The organism is Duganella aquatilis (assembly GCF_009674565.1).
Classification (GTDB): Bacteria; Pseudomonadota; Gammaproteobacteria; order Burkholderiales; family Burkholderiaceae_D; genus Rugamonas; species Rugamonas aquatilis.
In genome coordinates this window covers 98,561-113,479 of sequence record NZ_WKJL01000011.1, presented here as the reverse complement: position 1 = coordinate 113,479, position 14,919 = coordinate 98,561, and the positions used below count along the sequence as shown (strand labels likewise).

Here is a 14,919-nt window from a genome sequence, read left to right as displayed (position 1 = left end):
ATGGAGGGCTTTGGCACCTACCGCTATTCCAACGACTGGCAGAAAGATCCCGCGCCTGACAGCACTGGCCTGTATCGCTACCAGTTCACCGTTCCTGCCGACTGGCGCAGCAAGCAGATCGAGATCGTCTTCGGCGGCGCGATGACGGACACGCTGGTGAAGATCAACGGCTAGCCAGCCGGCCCGGTGCACCAGGGCGGTTTCTACGAATTCCGTTACGACGTTACGCGCTTGCTGAAGCAGGGCGAGAGCAATCAGCTGGAAGTCACTGTGCAGCGTTACTCCGCCAATGCATCCGTTAACCGCGCCGAGCGCAGTTCGGATTACTGGCTGTTCAGCGGCATCTACCGGCCGGTGTGGCTGGAGGCCAAGCCGCAAGCCAATATCGACCGGGTCAGCCTGGATGCGCGCCACACCGGCGATTTCAGCGCGGACGTGTTTGTGGCCGGCGCCACCAGCGGCAAGGTCAGCGCGCGCATCGCCACGCTGGATGGTGCGCCGCTCGGCAAGGAGATCCGCGCCGATATCGTGGATGGCAAGGTGCACTTGAGCGGTCACGTGGACCGCATCGTGCCATGGTCGGCGGAGAATCCGCAGCGTTACCAGGTGCGCTTCGCGCTGCTTGGCGGCGGCAAGGTGGTGCATGACGTCACCAGGATCATCGGCTTTCGCACGATGGAGCTGCGGCCGCGCGATGGTGTCTACGTCAACGGCCACAAGGTGCGCTTGAAAGGCTCGAACCGTCATTCGATCTGGCCGACCTCGGGCCGTACCACCAGCAAGGCGCTCAGCTACCAGGATGCGCGGCTGATGAAGGAAATGAATATGAATGCGGTGCGCATGTCGCACTATCCGCCGGACCCGCATTTCCTCGACGTCGCCGACGAAGTAGGGCTGTACGTGATCGATGAACTGACCGGCTGGCAGAAAGCCTACGATACCGACGTCGCCACGCCGCTGGTGAAGGAACTGGTGCAGCGCGATCAGCATCATCCGTCCATCCTGTTCTGGGCGAATGGGAACGAAGGCGGCTTCAATCGCGATCTGGATCGCCTGTACGCCGGATGGGATGCGCAGAAACGCCCGGTGATCCATCCGTGGGAAAATTTCGGCGGCATCGATACCGCGCACTATCCGACTTACAACTGCTGCGCGACGTCGCTGTTCAATGGACGCGATGTGTTCATGCCGACCGAGTTCCTGCATGGTTTGTACGACGGCGGCGCCGGTGCGAGCCTGAACGACTGGTGGAACGCCATGCTGGCCAACCCGCTCAGCGCCGGCGGCTTTATCTGGGCCTTTGTCGACGAAGGCATTGTGCGCGATGACCGCAACGGCGCCATCGATGTTGCCGGCAATCTGGCGCCGGACGGCATACTGGGGCCGTATCGCGAGAAGGAAGGCAGCTTCTTCGCGATCAAGAAGATATGGTCGCCGCTATACCTGCCGTTGTCGGAAATGGCCTCGCTGCCGCCGACATTCGACGGCGTCATCACGCTGGAGAACCGCTATGATTTCACCAATCTCAATCAGTTGAAGCTGCGTTGGGAGCTGGTGCGGCTTGGCTTGGGCGAAGGACATATCGTCACAGCGCAGGGCAGCATCAAGGCTCCCGATGTCGCCGCCGGTATGCGCGGCGTCGCCAGCATTGCCTTGCCGCGCGACTGGAGCAAGCAGGACGCGCTGTACATCCGCGCGACCGACCGTGACGGCCGCGAGATCTACAAGTGGTCGTGGATGATCGCCACTCCGCAGCAGGTGGCCGAGCGGATGCGCGCGCCGGCTGGTCCTGCGCCAGCCAGCGTGACGGAGCTGGCGGACAGCTATCAACTGCAAGCCGGTACGCTCGGCGCGGTCATCGACAAGGCTACCGGCTATCTGCGTGAACTTAAAAAGGATGGCGTCGTAGCGCCGCTGACGAATGGCCCGCGGCTGGTGGCAGGCACGGCGGAGCTGAGGCATATTCACGCCGCGCAGCAGGGCGGCGATGTGGTGGTGTCGGCCGAATACACCGGCAATCTGCGCAAGGTGAACTGGCGCCTGGGCAGCGACGGGCGGCTCAGCGTCAACTACGGCTACCAGATGGAAGGGAGCCGCTATGTCGATGCGCTGGGCGTGACCTTCGACTATCCGGAAAGCCAGGTCACGTCCATGCGCTGGCTGGGGCGCGGCCCGTATCGCGTGTGGAAGAACCGCACACAGGGCGCGGAGTTCGACGTCTGGCAGAAGGACTACAACGACACCGTCTCCGGCCTGTCATGGAACTACCCGGAATTCAAAGGTTTCCACGACAAGGTCTACTGGGCCACACTGAAAACGAAGAACCTGCCCATCGCCTTCATCAACCACGCCGACGACATCGCGCTGGGGATGTTCACGCCGAGGGAGGCCAGCGGCGAGGGCTTTGAACCGAAGGGCACGCATATCGACTTCCCGCCCGGAGACATCTCCTTCCTCAACGCGATACTCCCGATCGGCACCAAATTCAATCCGCCCGGCGAAATGGGACCGTCAGCGCAGCAGGCGCGCACGCCCAACCTCGGAATCTGGCTGGAGAACACCATCGATATCGTGGTCGGCGACTCAGCCCGCTGATTGCGCTGCCCATTTGCGATAGCGCCTGGTGAGTCTGTTCTTGCGCAACTGGTCGATCACCAGCGTGATGAATGGCGAATAGCTGCGCGCCGCCTTCTCGCCGGCACCCAATGCGCGCAGGCGGCGCTTGACCAGCGCCATGGCGGCCAGCGACGCCATGCCCTTGTCCTTCCAAGTCACGGCCGCCGGCAAGGCCGCAGGCTCATGGCCGGCGTGCCATTGCTGCGGCAAGTCGGGGATTTGCGCCATCGCCGTCGCCATGCCAACCAGGGCCACGCCGCTGGCAAGCACCTGCTCGGCCACCGCCGGCCGCGCGATGCCGCCGGTGGTCATCACCGGCATGTGCGCCACCGCCGCCAGTTCCCGGGCAAACTCAAGGAAGTAAGCTTCGCGCGCCAGCGTGCGCCCGTCCGCCGTGCGGCCTTGCATGGCGGGGCTTTCGTAGCTGCCGCCGGACAGTTCGATTACATCGACCGCCAGGTCGTTCAGCAGTAGAACCACCTGCCGTGCATCGTCCGCGGAGAAGCCGCCGCGCTGGAAATCGGCGGAATTCAGCTTGACCGCAACGCTGAAGCCCGGCGACACGCGTGCACGCACCGCGCGTACCACTTCCAGCAGCAGGCGGGCACGATTGGCCAGGCTGCCGCCCCATTCGTCGTCGCGGCGGTTGGCCAGCGGCGACAGGAACTGCGAGATCAGGTAACCGTGCGCCGCGTGCAGCTGCACGCCGCTGAAGTCTGCCTGTTCGGCCGCGTGCGCGGTGTCGGCAAAGCGCGTGATCACTTCGGCGATCTGCGCGGCGTTCATGGCGACCGGTTGGGCGAACAGCTTGCTATGCTTGCCCAGGTCCAGCGCCACCGCCGACGGCGCCCAGGCGTTGCCGCCCATGTCCGCCATCACCTGGCGCCCCGGATGGTTAATCTGCATCCATACCTGCGCGCCGTGACGCCGCGCTGCCTTGGCCCACTGCCTGAATGGTTCCAGCGGCGTCGAAGCTTCCAGCACCACGCCGCCTGGGCCGGTGAGGGCACGTGGGTCGATCATCACATTGCCGGTGATGATAAGACCGGCGCCGCCGTCCGCCCATTGTTCGTACAGGCGAAACAGCGCGGCGCCGGGCAACTGGCCTTCAGCGGCCATGTTTTCCTCCATCGCGGCTTTCGCCAGGCGGTTGGGAATGGTGCTGCCATTGGGCAGGGTGAGTGGATTGAACATCATGACATGCCTTGATTGGTATCGGAAATAGGCTATGCTAAGCTTGAAGTCAACTTCAAGGTCAAGCGAAATGAAGATAGGAGAATTGGCGGAGCGCGCCGGCATGGCGACATCGGCGATCCGCTACTACGAGAGAATGGGCCTGCTGCCCAAGGCCGCGCGCGGCGCCAACGGTTACCGCGAGTATCCGGAGGCGGTGCTGGAGCGGCTGAACGTGATCGTGCTGGGACAAAGCCTGGGCTTTACGCTGGAGACGATGCGCAACATCATGGCGCTGGAGGGCGAAACCTTGAGGGACGGCCTGTTGCAGGGACTGTCGTCGCGGCTCGACGAAATCGACAAGATGATGCAAACGCTGCAGGCGCAGCGTGTCGGCCTGCTGGAAGCCGAGGAACGCTTGCGCGCCAGCTGGGCGCGCAATGAGTGTGCCAAATACTGAGGACTGCTACAGCGTGCGCACCAGCCAGTCGGCGGTGAGGTCCATCACGCGCTGTGCGGCGCCACCGTCTTGCTGGAAGACGTTGAAGATGTGATCCGCACCGCCAATCAGGGCTGCCTCCGCCGGCTTGCCGGGAATGAGCTTCAGCATCTGCGCATCGCCTTGCGGCAGGAAGTCATTGCTGCCACGGATGGTCAGGAAGGCGCCGGGGTAGTTGACCAGCGACTGATCCAGGTTCACGCCACGAAAGCTTTCGTAGAACGCGCGCTTGGTGGTGATGCGCTTCCAGCCCGCCACGTCGTCGGTCGCCACGCCCTCGCGCAGCGCTTTCTGTGCGGTTGGCGAGGACGCCATCTGCACCCATTGGTCGCCGCTCGGGGAGGACCACAGCACCATGCTGCGGAACCATTGCGGATGACGGCCGCCGGTGATGATGGCGGTGGTGGCGCCCAGGCTCCAGCCCAGTACCGCGCTGCGCGCAGGCTGCACGCCCGGCTGCCTGGTCACGAAGGCATATGCCGCCTCGGTGTCTTCGATGCGGCTTTGCAGCGTCGATTCGATGTCGCTACGTTTGCGGTCTCCTTCGCCACGGAAGTTCACGCGCAGCGAGGCGATGCCCATCTGCGCCAGCCGCGCCGACATGCGCTTGCTCAGGTCCCCGGCGCCGTCCATGTCGTCGGCGAAGCCGTGCAGGAACAACACCGTGCGGCCGTCCCACGCGCCATCCGGCGTGACCCAGGCGCCGTTGACGTCCGGTGCGATGGTGACGAGGTGTTCAGCCGCGCCGGCCAACGCCGGCGCACCGGCGACAGCCAAGGTGAATAAAATGGGTTGTAGCAGTGATGTGATACGCATGGTTAGAATCCGATGATGTCGCCGTTCAGCGGCATGCGCCGATGCAGGCGCGCCGCGTTTGGCGAAATTGAAATGGTTGAATCTTTGTTCAGCGCTTCGCCTTCCGTGGTGTGGCCGGCCGGCGTATAGCTGTCGAATACGAAGGGCAGCCCCTGTGAATCGGCGAAGCTGGCTTTGTCGGCGACGTGGAAGTGCAGGTGCGGCGCGCCTGCGCCGCCAGTCAGGCCAAGGCGGGCCAGCACCGCGCCGCGCTTGATGCGCTGCCCGATCTTGACCTGCACACTGTCTTGCCGCAGGTGCGCGTAGTGCACGAACACCTTGGGCGCCACTTCCAGCACGACGAAATTGCCGTACAAGGTGCGGGCCGTCAGTTCGTCCGGCTGCTCCTGCGGCGACAGCGGCTTGCGGTCGGCCACGCCGTCCTGCACGTCGCGCACGACGCCATCGGCGGCGGCCAGCACTTCGGTATTCCAGCCTACCCAGTCGGTGACGGCGCTGTCGGCCATCTGGTCGATCGGCACGCGCACCGCGTGGCCTTGCGCATCCAGGCCGAAGAAGTCGATGGCGTAGCGCTGCGGGATGGTCAGCAGTCCGTTCTGCGCGATGACGCTGCCCCAGTGGTGCGACTGTGCGTTGCCGGGGCCTTCGTCCGCCAGCCACAGGCCGGTGCGCAGCGGTGCGCCCAGCACGACGGGCGGCGCGGCGTTGACGGCGACGGGAATGTCGTCCGCTGTCTGCACCGCGCCCTTGGCGGTTCTGAAGGTCAGCGTATTGCGCAGCGTGCGTGGTGGTGCGCCGGCAGGCAGTGTGGCGGCGATCAGCAGCATGGCGTGCGCGCCGCCTGGGATCGACAGCGTGTTGTCGGCATCCAGCTCCTTGCCGGGCCTGAGCAGGCCGGCCAGTTGCGCGCCGCTGAAGGTGGCGATGGGCGCGCTGCCGCCGTCCGCGTAGACGCTGGCGGCGGTCAGTTGCAGCGGACCGGTATCGGCGTAGAAATTGCCGATATCGAGTTCGTAGTACAGCCGCCGGCTGCCGTCGCCGGCTTCCACGGTTTGCGGCGCATGCAGGGCGTGGACCACGACCGGCGCTTGTGCGCCCGCAGTCGCCATTGCATGAAAGGTCAGAAGACTAAGCAGCAAGGCGGGCAGGCGCATGGCGGGCTTTCTCAATCGATGGCGATTTCGGCGCCGCTCAGGAAATTGGCGATGAGCGGATTGACGACGTCTGGATGGGTGATCGGCCCCATATGCGCGGTGCGCGTTTGCAGCGCCGTGGCATTCGGCAGCGAGGCGCCAAGCTGCTCGACCAGCAGGCGCGTGGAGGCGGGGCTGCGCTCGCCGGCCATCACCAGCGACGGCATGGTCAACATGGACAGATCATCCAAGGTTGCCGCTTCGCCCAACAGTGCCTGGAAGTCCAGCTTGACTTTGGCGATCTGCGCCACCATCTTGGTTTGAGCGGCTTCGGGTGCGGCGTCGAAAGCGCCATCGCGGTTCCAGTAGTCGATGAAGATGCGGGTGGCGTCGCGGTCGCTGGCGCAGGCGCGGATGCGGCCCACCACGTCGACGATTTCCGCCTTGGCAGGATGCTGCTCCGCCAAAAGGTGGAAGGCCACCGGCTCGAACAGCGTCAGCGACAGTACGCGTTGCGGCATGCGGCGCGCCATGTGCAGCGCGCAGGCGCCGCCGAAGGAATGGCCGATCAGGTGAAACGCTTCGCCCGGCTCCAGCCCGGAGGAGAGGGCGGCCACCACGGCGTCCACCTCGTGCGCCAGCGTGTGGGTATAATCGGCGCCGGCGTCGGCCGGGAACGGCGAGGCGCCGTAGCCCTGCAAATCCACCGCGATGCAGCGATAATCTTCGCCCAGCTGCGCTTTCAGCGGCAGCCACTGGGACTTGGAACTCATGGAGCTATGCAGCAGGACGACAGCAGGTTTCATTGTCAGCGAGTCATGAAAAAGCGAAGCGACGATTATACCGGGTTGCGCCATCGGCCCCCATGTGTGGTCTATACCACGCCGCCGCAAATTTTGTAGCTTGTGCGTGCAGCAGGCTTGCACGAGAAGAGTAGAGTAGGAACTATGAACAACAATTCCAAAAAAGTCGCGGGCCTGGCCGGCATCGTCAGCGTGCTCTGGATGGGACTTACCGCAGCGGTGGCCGCCAACCAGAAGCGGCTGCTGTTCAATCCACTGGGCAGCAAGCGCGAGGTGCTGAAGCCTTACAGCTCGGGCCACCGCACGCGGCCTATCGTCGTGCGTTCCAAGGACGGCACGCGCTTGTCCGGCTGGCTGATGACGCCTCCGGTGGCGGGGCCGCATCCGGGCGTGGTGTATTTCGGCGGCCGCTCGGAGGAGGTGTCCTGGGTGGCGCGCGACGCCGGCAAGCTGTTTCCCGGCATGGCGGTGCTGGCGGTGAATTACCGCGGCTACGGCGATTCGCATGGCGATCCGGCCGAGGAACACTTTGTCGAAGATGGCCGCATGCTGTACGACTGGCTCAGTGAGCGCCATCACGTCGATCCGAAGCGCATCGCCGTGGTCGGCCGCAGCCTGGGTTCCGGCGTGGCGGTGCAGGTGGCGATGGAGCGCGACGCCAATTCCATCGTGCTGATTACGCCATACGACTCGATCCTGGCGATCGCCAAGCGCAAGTTCAAGACGCTGCCGGTGGAGTACGTGCTGCGGCATAAATTTGAATCGGTGAAGTATGCCTCGCAGCTGAAGGCGCCGACCTATGTGCTGCGCGCGGCGGTCGACGATATCGTGCCGCATTCGCATACCGACCTGCTGGTGCAGAAACTGGGGACGCTGCACGCGGACGAAATCATTCCTGATTCCGACCACCTGAACATCCCTTATCTGGAATCGACGCAGACGCGCATCGCCAGTTTCCTGGCCAGCCGCTTCAGTGCTTAGCTGATCCCGACAGCTGGTGATGCAGGCGGCGCAGGCCTAGCCAGACGGCGCCGATCACCAGCGGCACGGCGATGCCGGTCATCAGGTCCGGATTCACCGGCAGGCTGCCGGCCTTCATCGCCTTGCCGACATAGCCCACCAATCCCAGCGTGTAGTACGAAATCGCCGCCACCGACAGGCCTTCCACGGCTTGCTGCAAGCGCAGTTGCTGGGCCGCGCGCGCGTCCAGCGATTGCAGGATCTTGCGATTCTGCTGTTCCTGCTCGATGCCGACGCGCGTGCGCAGCAGGTCGTTGCTGCGGGCGATACGTTTGGCCAGTGTCTCCTGCCGCTGCGCCACCGAGGTACAGGTGTTCATCGCCGGCGCCAGGCGGCGGCCCATGAACTCCGCCAGCGTCGGCGTGCCTTCGATGCGCACTTCGCGCAGCTCCTGGATGCGCGACTGCACCAGGTTGAAGTAAGCCTGCGAGGCAGCGAAGCGGTAGCTGTTGCTGACCGAGATTTTCTCCAGTTGCGCCGCCAGGCTGGTGATGCGGTTCAGCAGATCCTGGTCGTCGTTGGCTTCGTCCTTGACCAGCGTGGCGGTCAGGTCGGCCAGTTCGTTCTCGATGGTGTTCAGCGCCGGCTGCGTGGCTTCGGCCTGCGGCAGGCCCAGCAAGGCCATCATGCGGTAGGTTTCGATTTCCAGCAGGCGGCCCACCAGGCGGCCGGGCTGGAACTCGCGCAGTTGCTGGTCGCGCACCACGAAGCGGCTGAAGCCATCCGGCTGGATCAGGAAGTCGGTCCACACCTCGGCATTGCCGCCGGCGCTGCTGCCCACCAGCGACTTGCCCTGGAACAGATCGCTGATGCCATCGGCGAAGCTGTCGTCGCCGGCCGTTTCCTTGCACAGCAGGACGTGGGCGGCGACGATGATCTTGCCGTGCAGGCCGGCCAGCCATTCCTGGGGCACGTGCTGCAGCGGCATGCGTTCGAACGAAGCGCGGCAGTCAAGGCCTGGCTCGCCGCGTTCGACAAAGGTGTAGGTGGCGAACTCGGTGTGGCATTCCCACTTCAGGCGGAAGCGGCCGAAGTCGTGGAAGAAGTAGCGCGCCTGCGGATGCGGGCCGGCCACGCCGTAGTGCACGCACAGCTGCTCCAGGATCTGGTGCTGACTCGCGCGGTGGTTCTGGCGCGACGGCTGGTCCTGTTGCAGGTACAGCGCGAAATGGGTCAGGCTTTCCGGCGCCTGCAAATGCAGGAAAGGCCGCGAGTGGATTTCGGCCGACAGCGGAACCCGCATCGGGTGATTCAGCTTGGCGAAATCGGCATTGGCACGATAGGCGAGCGACATGAACTTCCTTAAAAACTAGGTGGTGGGGAGCGCGTTGGTGCAGGGAGTACCCTGCATGTGGCAGGCGAGATTGGCAAAGGTGACGGCGGCGATTTCGCGCATCGCTTCAATGGTAAAGAAGCCCTGGTGTCCGGTGACCAGCACGTTGGGGAAGGTCATCAGCCGCTGGAACACGTCGTCGGCGATGATGTCGCTGGAGTGGTCCTGGAAGAACAGCGTGCTCTCCTGTTCATAGACGTCGATGGCCAGCGCGCCGAGCTGGCCGGATTTCAGTGCCTCGATCACGGCGGCGGTGTCGATCAAGCCGCCGCGCGAGGTGTTGACCAGCATGGCGCCGGGCTTCATGCGCGCCAGGCTGCCGGCGTTGATCATGTGGCGGGTGGCGTCCATCAGCGGGCAATGCAGCGAGACCACGTCCGACTGCGCCAGCAGCGCGTCGAGCGGCGCGCGCTCGGCCACCTGGTCCAGCTGCGGCGTGGGCGCCGGGTCGCTGACCAGCACCTTGCAGCCCATGCCGTGGAAGATGCGCGCGGCGCAGGCGCCGATCTGGCCGGCGCCGACGATGCCGACGGTCTTGCCGTGCAGCGTCATGCCCAGCAGCCCGTCCAGCGCGAAATTGCCTTCACGGACGCGCGCGTAGGCGCGGTGGGTACGGCGGTTCAGCGTCATGGCCAGCGCCAGCGCGTGTTCGGCCACCGCTTCCGGCGCGTAGGCCGGCACGCGCGCCATGAACAGGCCAAGCCGCGCGCCCGCTTGCAGGTCGACGTTGTTAAAGCCGGCGCAGCGCAGCAGCACGGCGCGCACGCCCAGCGCGTGCAGGGCTTCCAGCACCGGCGCGTCCAGCAGGTCGTTGACGAATACGCAGACGGCGGCGCAGCCTTGCGCCAGCGGCACGGTGTCCAGTTCCAGCCGGTCGGAGAAATAGGCCGCCTCCACGCCGGGCGCGGGCAAGGCGGCGCGCGCTTCGTCGAGGAAGCGGCGGTCGTAGGGCTGGGCGCTGTAGACGGCGATTTTCATGGCAGCTCCGGCACCAGCACGATGATATCGGTCACGCCGAGGTCGACGCCGGCCTGTGTCAGCAATGTGCTGGCCTGGCCGCGGTGATGGGTCTGGTGATTGAAGAAGTGTAGCAGAACCAGGCCGAACTCCTTGCAGTAAATATCGCCGCGGGTACTGCGGTATTCAAAGGGCTGCGCCAGGTCGGCTTCCGTCAGTTGCGCCGCCAGGGCGCTGATGACGGCGTCCAGCCGCTCGCGGTGTGCGCGCAGCGTCGGCAGGTCGTCACCGAAGGAGTGCGCCAGCGACGCCGGCTGCGGCGTGTCGCGTACCGCTTGCAGCGCCGCGAACTGCGCCGGGTGCGCGGCGAAGCGCTTGAGCCAGAGCGTGTCGGCCGTCAGCAGGTGGTTCAGCGTGCCGGCCAGCGAGCCAAAGAAGGCCTTGCGATTGGCCGTGAATTCGCCCGCCGGCAGTTTCGCTGCGGCGTCGTAGAGCTGCTGGTTCATGCCGGCGTTGTAGCGCGCCAGCAGGGTAAAGTGTTCAGTTGCGCTCATCAGGTATCGCGGACGGATTCGATTGCAGGAAGATCTGCTTGTTCAGGGTGGCCAGCATCTGCGTGCGCTGGTCGTCGGTGAGTGGATCGAGGCCGTAGCGCTCCGGCTCCAGCGTCGGCACCAGGTCGCGCGACATCGCCTTGCCGTCCGGCGTGGTCTGGTCGTCCTTCAGTTTGCCCAGCATGTATTTCAGCGTCCGTATCGACTGGTGCGCCTGCGTTTCCAGCGAGGCCTTGGCCAGCACGCCTTTCTCGTAGCTGATGCTGGTGCTGCTGCTGGCGCTGTCGTCGATGATGTTGTACTTGTAGTTCTGCGAGTTGGGCGACATGTCCAGCGCCAGCAAGGCGCCGGCCTTCACCGGCTCGTGATAGCGCGCCTTCAGGTGCGACTCCTGCTTCTGCGAGACGCCGCGGTCCAGCTGCGAAGTGCCGCTGATGCTGGTCTTCTGCGACAGGTCGTAGGCGAAGCTGTCCTTTTCCGAAGGACGCATCGGATTGGACGACACCTCGGTCTGCGCGAACGACGCGCTGAAGTCGGCCAGGCCGGTGGTCAGCGCGTGATCCTGGTCGGTCAGGAAAATGCTTTGCGGCGAAGCCGGCGGCGGCTTGCCGTAGTCGCTGTTCATGCCGGTGAAGGCGTCCTTGAACATCGTGATCATGTCGCCTTTGCCCTGGCCGCGCACGCCGGCCTGGTCGACCTGCTGCAGATAATTCTTCAGCGCCGTGGCCTGCTGCTCCTTGCTGCCCCAGCTGGCAGGCTTGCTCAGATCGACGTCGATGCTGGCGTTGCCGGCCGGGCCGCTGAAGCTCAACGTGCGCTGGGTGCTGTCGGCATGGAAGTCCAGCTGTTGCGTGTCGTTGGCATTGAGTTTGACGCGGCCCTTCAGGTCCACCGACGCCAGCGCGCTGCTGTCGAACTGCGTCAGGCCGGCGATGTCGATGCGCGGCGGGTCTTCGCTCAGGCCATCGATGGACTTCTGGAAGGCGTCGGACAATTCACCCAGCGCCTTGCGCTCCGTGTCGGTCAGCTTGCCGTCGACGTGCGCTTCGACGGCGATGCTGTTGTCGCCCGCGTCCAGCTTCAGCTCCACCTTGGCGCCGCTGCGGGTGGTGATGCTCAGCGAGATCTGGTTGTCGCCCATGCCGTGCTGCGATACCTGCGACGGCGACACCAGCATGTCATAGGTGTTGGCTTGCGTGCCGCCCGGCGCCTGCTGCACCGTCTGCGAAAAATCCGCGCCGTCGTAGGCCACCTGTTTCAGCAGCTCGCCGCCCAGGCCTTTCAGGCGGTTGGCGCCGACCTCGTTGCCGAAGTTGCGCGCCATCAGGCTGGCGGAGGTGCTGCGGGTGCGGTTTTCCCACACCAGCGCCTTGTCGGACACCGGCGCGGCGGCCGCGCCCAGCGACACCACGGTGGAAGAGCCATTGCCTGCCGTGCTGGCGGCGCTGGACGTGGACGTGTAGCTGCCGGCCGCCGTTGGAGCGGTGGCTGCTGGCGTGGTCCGGTTGATGGAGGCGATCGTTGTCATAACCTCATTATCGGCCGGTTTTGCGGCTTCTTTACGCCGCGCGGTGCAGCGCCGGCTTTGGCGCCGGAACGCAGGGGCTGGCCTGCAATTCGTGCAGGGCGTCGAAAGTGATGAACTGGCGCGGGCGCACCACGTCCGTACCGTAGGGCGCAACGGAGACGGTCCGCAGGCCGGCGTCGGCGGCGGCGCGCAGGGCCGGCACGGCGGTGTCGATGGCGACGGCGTCCTGCGGCTGGACGCCCATGGCGTGCAGCGCGTGCGCATAGGGACCGGTGCCGGCAGGCGCGTCGAAACTGGCGCCGCCCGCGACCACGCTGAACAAGCTGGTGACGTCGGCCCCGAAGTGGCGCTCCAGCAACGCCGAGGTGGCCGGCGCCGGCAGGTCGGTCAGGATGCAGATCTTGCAGCCGGCGGCGGCGGCATCCTCGATCAGCTTCAGCGCGGCGGTCTGCGCCTGCGGCGGACGCGCCAGGATCGCCTGGTGGAACTGGCGGTGCTTGTCTTCGAAGAGTTCGGCCACGCGCTGTTTTTCGCGCGACAGCGGCGGCAGGGCGACGGCGGAACCGATGGCGCGCGCATAGCCGTGGGCGGCGGCGGCCGCGCGCAACGCCGGCAAGGTCCAGCGCAGCGACAGGCCGGCGTTGGCAAACGCCGCATTGCAGGCCGCCAGGTGCAGGGCTTCGGTATCGAACAGAACGCCGTCCAGGCCCAGGAAGATCACGTCTATGCTCATGTTCATTCTCGCTCAACGATGTCAGATGTCTATCAATATAGAGGTAGAATGAACAAAAGAAAAATTAAAGATTTTGGATAATTAATAAGGAATTCTTATGTATCATGCCAGTTTTCGGCAGCTGGAATCGCTTGTACTGGTAGCCCGCCACGAGAGCGTGTCGCGCGCAGCGGACGCCATGCACCTGACGCAGCCGGCGGTGTCGCTGCAACTGCGCACGCTGGAAGAGATCACCGGCATGCCACTGACACGCAAGGTCGGCCGCAACATCCAGCTGACGGCGGCCGGCGAGGTGATGGCCGATTTCTCCGAGCGCATCCTGCGGCTGTGGGAGCAGGCCACCGACGAACTGGCGGCGCTGCAGGGCGTCACCTCCGGTACGCTACGCATCGGCGCGGTGACCACGGCGGAGCACTTGCTGCCGCCGCTGCTGGTGCCGTTCACGCTGGAGCGGCCGGACGTGCGGCTCAAGCTCCAGGTGGGCAACCGCACGGAGATCATCAATATGCTGGCGCGGCACGAGATCGAGCTGGCCATCATGGGCACGCCGCCGCGCGAGCTGCGCACCAGCGCCGCCCGTTTCGCACGCCACCCGATGGCTTTTGTCGCCAGCCCGTCGCACCCGCTGATGAAGAAGAAAAAAATCACGCTCAACGACGTGATGGCGGCCAACCTGCTGGTACGCGAACGCGGCTCGGGAACGCGCACGGCGGTCGAGAAGCTGCTGCGCGAGGAAGGGCATGCGGCGGAATTCGGTTCCGAAGTGTCCAGCAACGAGGCGATCAAGCGCATGGTGTCGGCCGGCCTGGGCGTGGGCTTTCTGTCGGTGCACGCCTGCGCGCTGGAATTCAAGGCCGGCCTGCTGTCCATGCTGCCGATGGCGCACAATCCGGTGGAGGCGGACTGGCATATCATGCACCTGACCGATCAGCCGATTCCCAAGGTGGCGGCGTCGTTCCAGGACTTCGTGATCGAAAACGGCCAGGACCTGGTGCGGCGCGAACTGGAAAGCTCGTACCGGTAAAGTTACCTATACAGTGATGGCAACTGTTTGTATAAGTGTACTGGTTGCGGCCAGTACAGCTGACCGTACAATGCAAGCACACCTTGAGAACGGATACTCCATGTCGCCCGAATTGCTGCTGCCCCTGTGCACCTTTGCCGCCATCAGCTCCATCACGCCCGGCCCCAACAACACCATGATTCTGGCTTCCGGCCTGAATTACGGTTTCAAGCGCTCGCTGCCGCATCTGTTCGGCATTACCTGCGGCTTCACCTTCATGATTTTCGCGACCGGGCTGGGACTGCATGCGGTGTTCGAGCAGGTGCCGATGTTGCAGACCATCCTCAAGTACGCCGGCGCCATCTATCTGCTATGGCTGGCGTGGAAGCTGGCGCACGCGGCGCCGATGAGCGCGCAGCAGGTCAGCCTGTCGAAGCCGATGGGCTTCTGGGGCGCCGCGGCTTTCCAGTGGATCAATCCGAAGGCCTGGGTGATGTCGCTCAGCGCGCTGACCACTTATCTGCCGCAGGGCTTCCATGTGGCCGACGTGGCGCTGCTGTCCGGCGTGTTTGGCGTGATCGGCGTGTTCTGCGTCGGCTCGTGGGCGCTGTTCGGCGTGGCCATGCGGCGCGTGCTGCAGGATCCTCGTTCGGTACGCATTTTCAACGTGGTGATGGCGCTGGCGCTGGTCGCCACCCTGTATCCGCTGCTGGCCTGATACCATAGCGTTTTACCGGATTTTTAGGAAATG

Annotated in this window: 15 protein-coding genes; 6 read left to right on the top strand and 9 right to left on the bottom strand. The window is 64.9% G+C overall.

What is annotated here, in order from left to right:
• Nucleotides 1-174 (top strand): hypothetical protein, encoded by a 174-nt coding sequence (locus tag GJ698_RS16205; RefSeq protein ID WP_154358816.1) that lies wholly within the window; start codon nucleotides 1-3, stop codon nucleotides 172-174.
• 12 nt (nucleotides 175-186) lie between these two features.
• A complete protein-coding gene (locus GJ698_RS16200; protein ID WP_154358814.1) occupies nucleotides 187-2,595 on the top strand; it encodes a glycoside hydrolase family 2 TIM barrel-domain containing protein in 2,409 nt (802 codons plus the stop codon).
• Here the strand turns inward: GJ698_RS16200 and GJ698_RS16195 are convergent.
• Nucleotides 2,584-3,813 (bottom strand): NADH:flavin oxidoreductase/NADH oxidase family protein, encoded by a 1,230-nt coding sequence (locus tag GJ698_RS16195; RefSeq protein WP_208023831.1) that lies wholly within the window; start codon nucleotides 3,811-3,813, stop codon nucleotides 2,584-2,586. The two genes, GJ698_RS16200 and GJ698_RS16195, sit on opposite strands and share 12 nt — an antisense overlap.
• A 67-nt stretch (nucleotides 3,814-3,880) precedes the next feature.
• Between GJ698_RS16195 and GJ698_RS16190 the strand changes: the two genes are divergently transcribed.
• Nucleotides 3,881-4,249, top strand: a complete 369-nt coding sequence (locus GJ698_RS16190) for a MerR family transcriptional regulator (protein WP_154358812.1) — start codon at nucleotides 3,881-3,883, stop codon at nucleotides 4,247-4,249.
• A gap of 6 nt (nucleotides 4,250-4,255) precedes the next feature.
• On the opposite strand, the gene GJ698_RS16185 is transcribed toward GJ698_RS16190, so the two are convergent.
• The 3 genes from GJ698_RS16185 to GJ698_RS16175 are packed head-to-tail and all read right to left on the bottom strand — an operon-like array spanning nucleotide 4,256 to nucleotide 7,043.
• Nucleotides 4,256-5,104, bottom strand: coding sequence for an alpha/beta hydrolase family protein (locus GJ698_RS16185; RefSeq protein ID WP_154358810.1), 849 nt, complete (start codon nucleotides 5,102-5,104; stop codon nucleotides 4,256-4,258).
• Nucleotides 5,105-5,106: 2 nt separating this feature from the next.
• Nucleotides 5,107-6,258, bottom strand: a complete 1,152-nt coding sequence (locus GJ698_RS16180; protein WP_154358808.1) for a M23 family metallopeptidase — start codon at nucleotides 6,256-6,258, stop codon at nucleotides 5,107-5,109.
• 11 nt (nucleotides 6,259-6,269) lie between these two features.
• On the bottom strand, nucleotides 6,270-7,043 hold the full coding sequence (locus GJ698_RS16175; RefSeq protein WP_154358806.1) for an alpha/beta fold hydrolase: 774 nt from the start codon (nucleotides 7,041-7,043) through the stop codon (nucleotides 6,270-6,272).
• A gap of 141 nt (nucleotides 7,044-7,184) precedes the next feature.
• Here GJ698_RS16175 and GJ698_RS16170 point away from each other — a divergent pair, with 141 nt between their 5' ends.
• Complete coding sequence (locus GJ698_RS16170) at nucleotides 7,185-8,021, top strand: alpha/beta hydrolase (protein WP_154358804.1); 837 nt, start codon at nucleotides 7,185-7,187, stop codon at nucleotides 8,019-8,021.
• On the opposite strand, the gene GJ698_RS16165 is transcribed toward GJ698_RS16170, so the two are convergent.
• The 5 genes from GJ698_RS16165 to GJ698_RS16145 are packed head-to-tail and all read right to left on the bottom strand — an operon-like array spanning nucleotide 8,011 to nucleotide 13,171.
• Nucleotides 8,011-9,354 carry a DUF3422 family protein gene (locus GJ698_RS16165; protein WP_154358802.1) on the bottom strand — a complete coding sequence of 448 codons (1,344 nt, stop codon included), beginning with the start codon at nucleotides 9,352-9,354 and terminating at the stop codon, nucleotides 8,011-8,013. The two genes, GJ698_RS16170 and GJ698_RS16165, sit on opposite strands and share 11 nt — an antisense overlap.
• 15 nt (nucleotides 9,355-9,369) lie before the next feature.
• Nucleotides 9,370-10,371, bottom strand: a complete 1,002-nt coding sequence (locus tag GJ698_RS16160) for a 2-hydroxyacid dehydrogenase (RefSeq protein WP_154358800.1) — start codon at nucleotides 10,369-10,371, stop codon at nucleotides 9,370-9,372.
• Entirely contained in the window at nucleotides 10,368-10,904 is a 537-nt protein-coding gene (locus GJ698_RS16155) for a DinB family protein (protein ID WP_154358798.1), read from the bottom strand. Before GJ698_RS16155 ends, GJ698_RS16160 begins: the two co-directional genes overlap by 4 nt.
• A complete protein-coding gene (locus GJ698_RS16150) occupies nucleotides 10,891-12,432 on the bottom strand; it encodes a hypothetical protein (RefSeq protein WP_229260018.1) in 1,542 nt (513 codons plus the stop codon). Before GJ698_RS16150 ends, GJ698_RS16155 begins: the two co-directional genes overlap by 14 nt.
• 31 nt (nucleotides 12,433-12,463) lie before the next feature.
• On the bottom strand, nucleotides 12,464-13,171 hold the full coding sequence (locus GJ698_RS16145; protein ID WP_229260017.1) for an HAD family hydrolase: 708 nt from the start codon (nucleotides 13,169-13,171) through the stop codon (nucleotides 12,464-12,466).
• Between the two features lie 91 nt (nucleotides 13,172-13,262).
• Here GJ698_RS16145 and GJ698_RS16140 point away from each other — a divergent pair, with 91 nt between their 5' ends.
• A complete protein-coding gene (locus tag GJ698_RS16140; protein ID WP_154358796.1) occupies nucleotides 13,263-14,189 on the top strand; it encodes a LysR substrate-binding domain-containing protein in 927 nt (308 codons plus the stop codon).
• A gap of 100 nt (nucleotides 14,190-14,289) precedes the next feature.
• Nucleotides 14,290-14,886 (top strand): LysE family translocator, encoded by a 597-nt coding sequence (locus GJ698_RS16135; RefSeq protein ID WP_154358794.1) that lies wholly within the window; start codon nucleotides 14,290-14,292, stop codon nucleotides 14,884-14,886.
• Nucleotides 14,887-14,919: the final 33 nt, after the last annotated feature.

Coding starts and splice junctions, on each gene's coding strand:
- GJ698_RS16185 (WP_154358810.1), bottom strand. CDS start 5,104: ATGCGTATCACATCACTGCTACAACCCATTTTATTCACCTTGGCTGTC.
- GJ698_RS16175 (WP_154358806.1), bottom strand. CDS start 7,043: ATGAAACCTGCTGTCGTCCTGCTGCATAGCTCCATGAGTTCCAAGTCC.
- GJ698_RS16160 (WP_154358800.1), bottom strand. CDS start 10,371: ATGAAAATCGCCGTCTACAGCGCCCAGCCCTACGACCGCCGCTTCCTC.
- GJ698_RS16135 (WP_154358794.1), top strand. CDS start 14,290: ATGTCGCCCGAATTGCTGCTGCCCCTGTGCACCTTTGCCGCCATCAGC.
- GJ698_RS16190 (WP_154358812.1), top strand. CDS start 3,881: ATGAAGATAGGAGAATTGGCGGAGCGCGCCGGCATGGCGACATCGGCG.
- GJ698_RS16205 (WP_154358816.1), top strand. CDS start 1: ATGGAGGGCTTTGGCACCTACCGCTATTCCAACGACTGGCAGAAAGAT.
- GJ698_RS16155 (WP_154358798.1), bottom strand. CDS start 10,904: ATGAGCGCAACTGAACACTTTACCCTGCTGGCGCGCTACAACGCCGGC.
- GJ698_RS16180 (WP_154358808.1), bottom strand. CDS start 6,258: ATGCGCCTGCCCGCCTTGCTGCTTAGTCTTCTGACCTTTCATGCAATG.
- GJ698_RS16170 (WP_154358804.1), top strand. CDS start 7,185: ATGAACAACAATTCCAAAAAAGTCGCGGGCCTGGCCGGCATCGTCAGC.
- GJ698_RS16140 (WP_154358796.1), top strand. CDS start 13,263: ATGTATCATGCCAGTTTTCGGCAGCTGGAATCGCTTGTACTGGTAGCC.
- GJ698_RS16145 (WP_229260017.1), bottom strand. CDS start 13,171: ATGAACATGAGCATAGACGTGATCTTCCTGGGCCTGGACGGCGTTCTG.
- GJ698_RS16150 (WP_229260018.1), bottom strand. CDS start 12,432: ATGACAACGATCGCCTCCATCAACCGGACCACGCCAGCAGCCACCGCT.
- GJ698_RS16165 (WP_154358802.1), bottom strand. CDS start 9,354: ATGTCGCTCGCCTATCGTGCCAATGCCGATTTCGCCAAGCTGAATCAC.
- GJ698_RS16195 (WP_208023831.1), bottom strand. CDS start 3,813: ATGATGTTCAATCCACTCACCCTGCCCAATGGCAGCACCATTCCCAAC.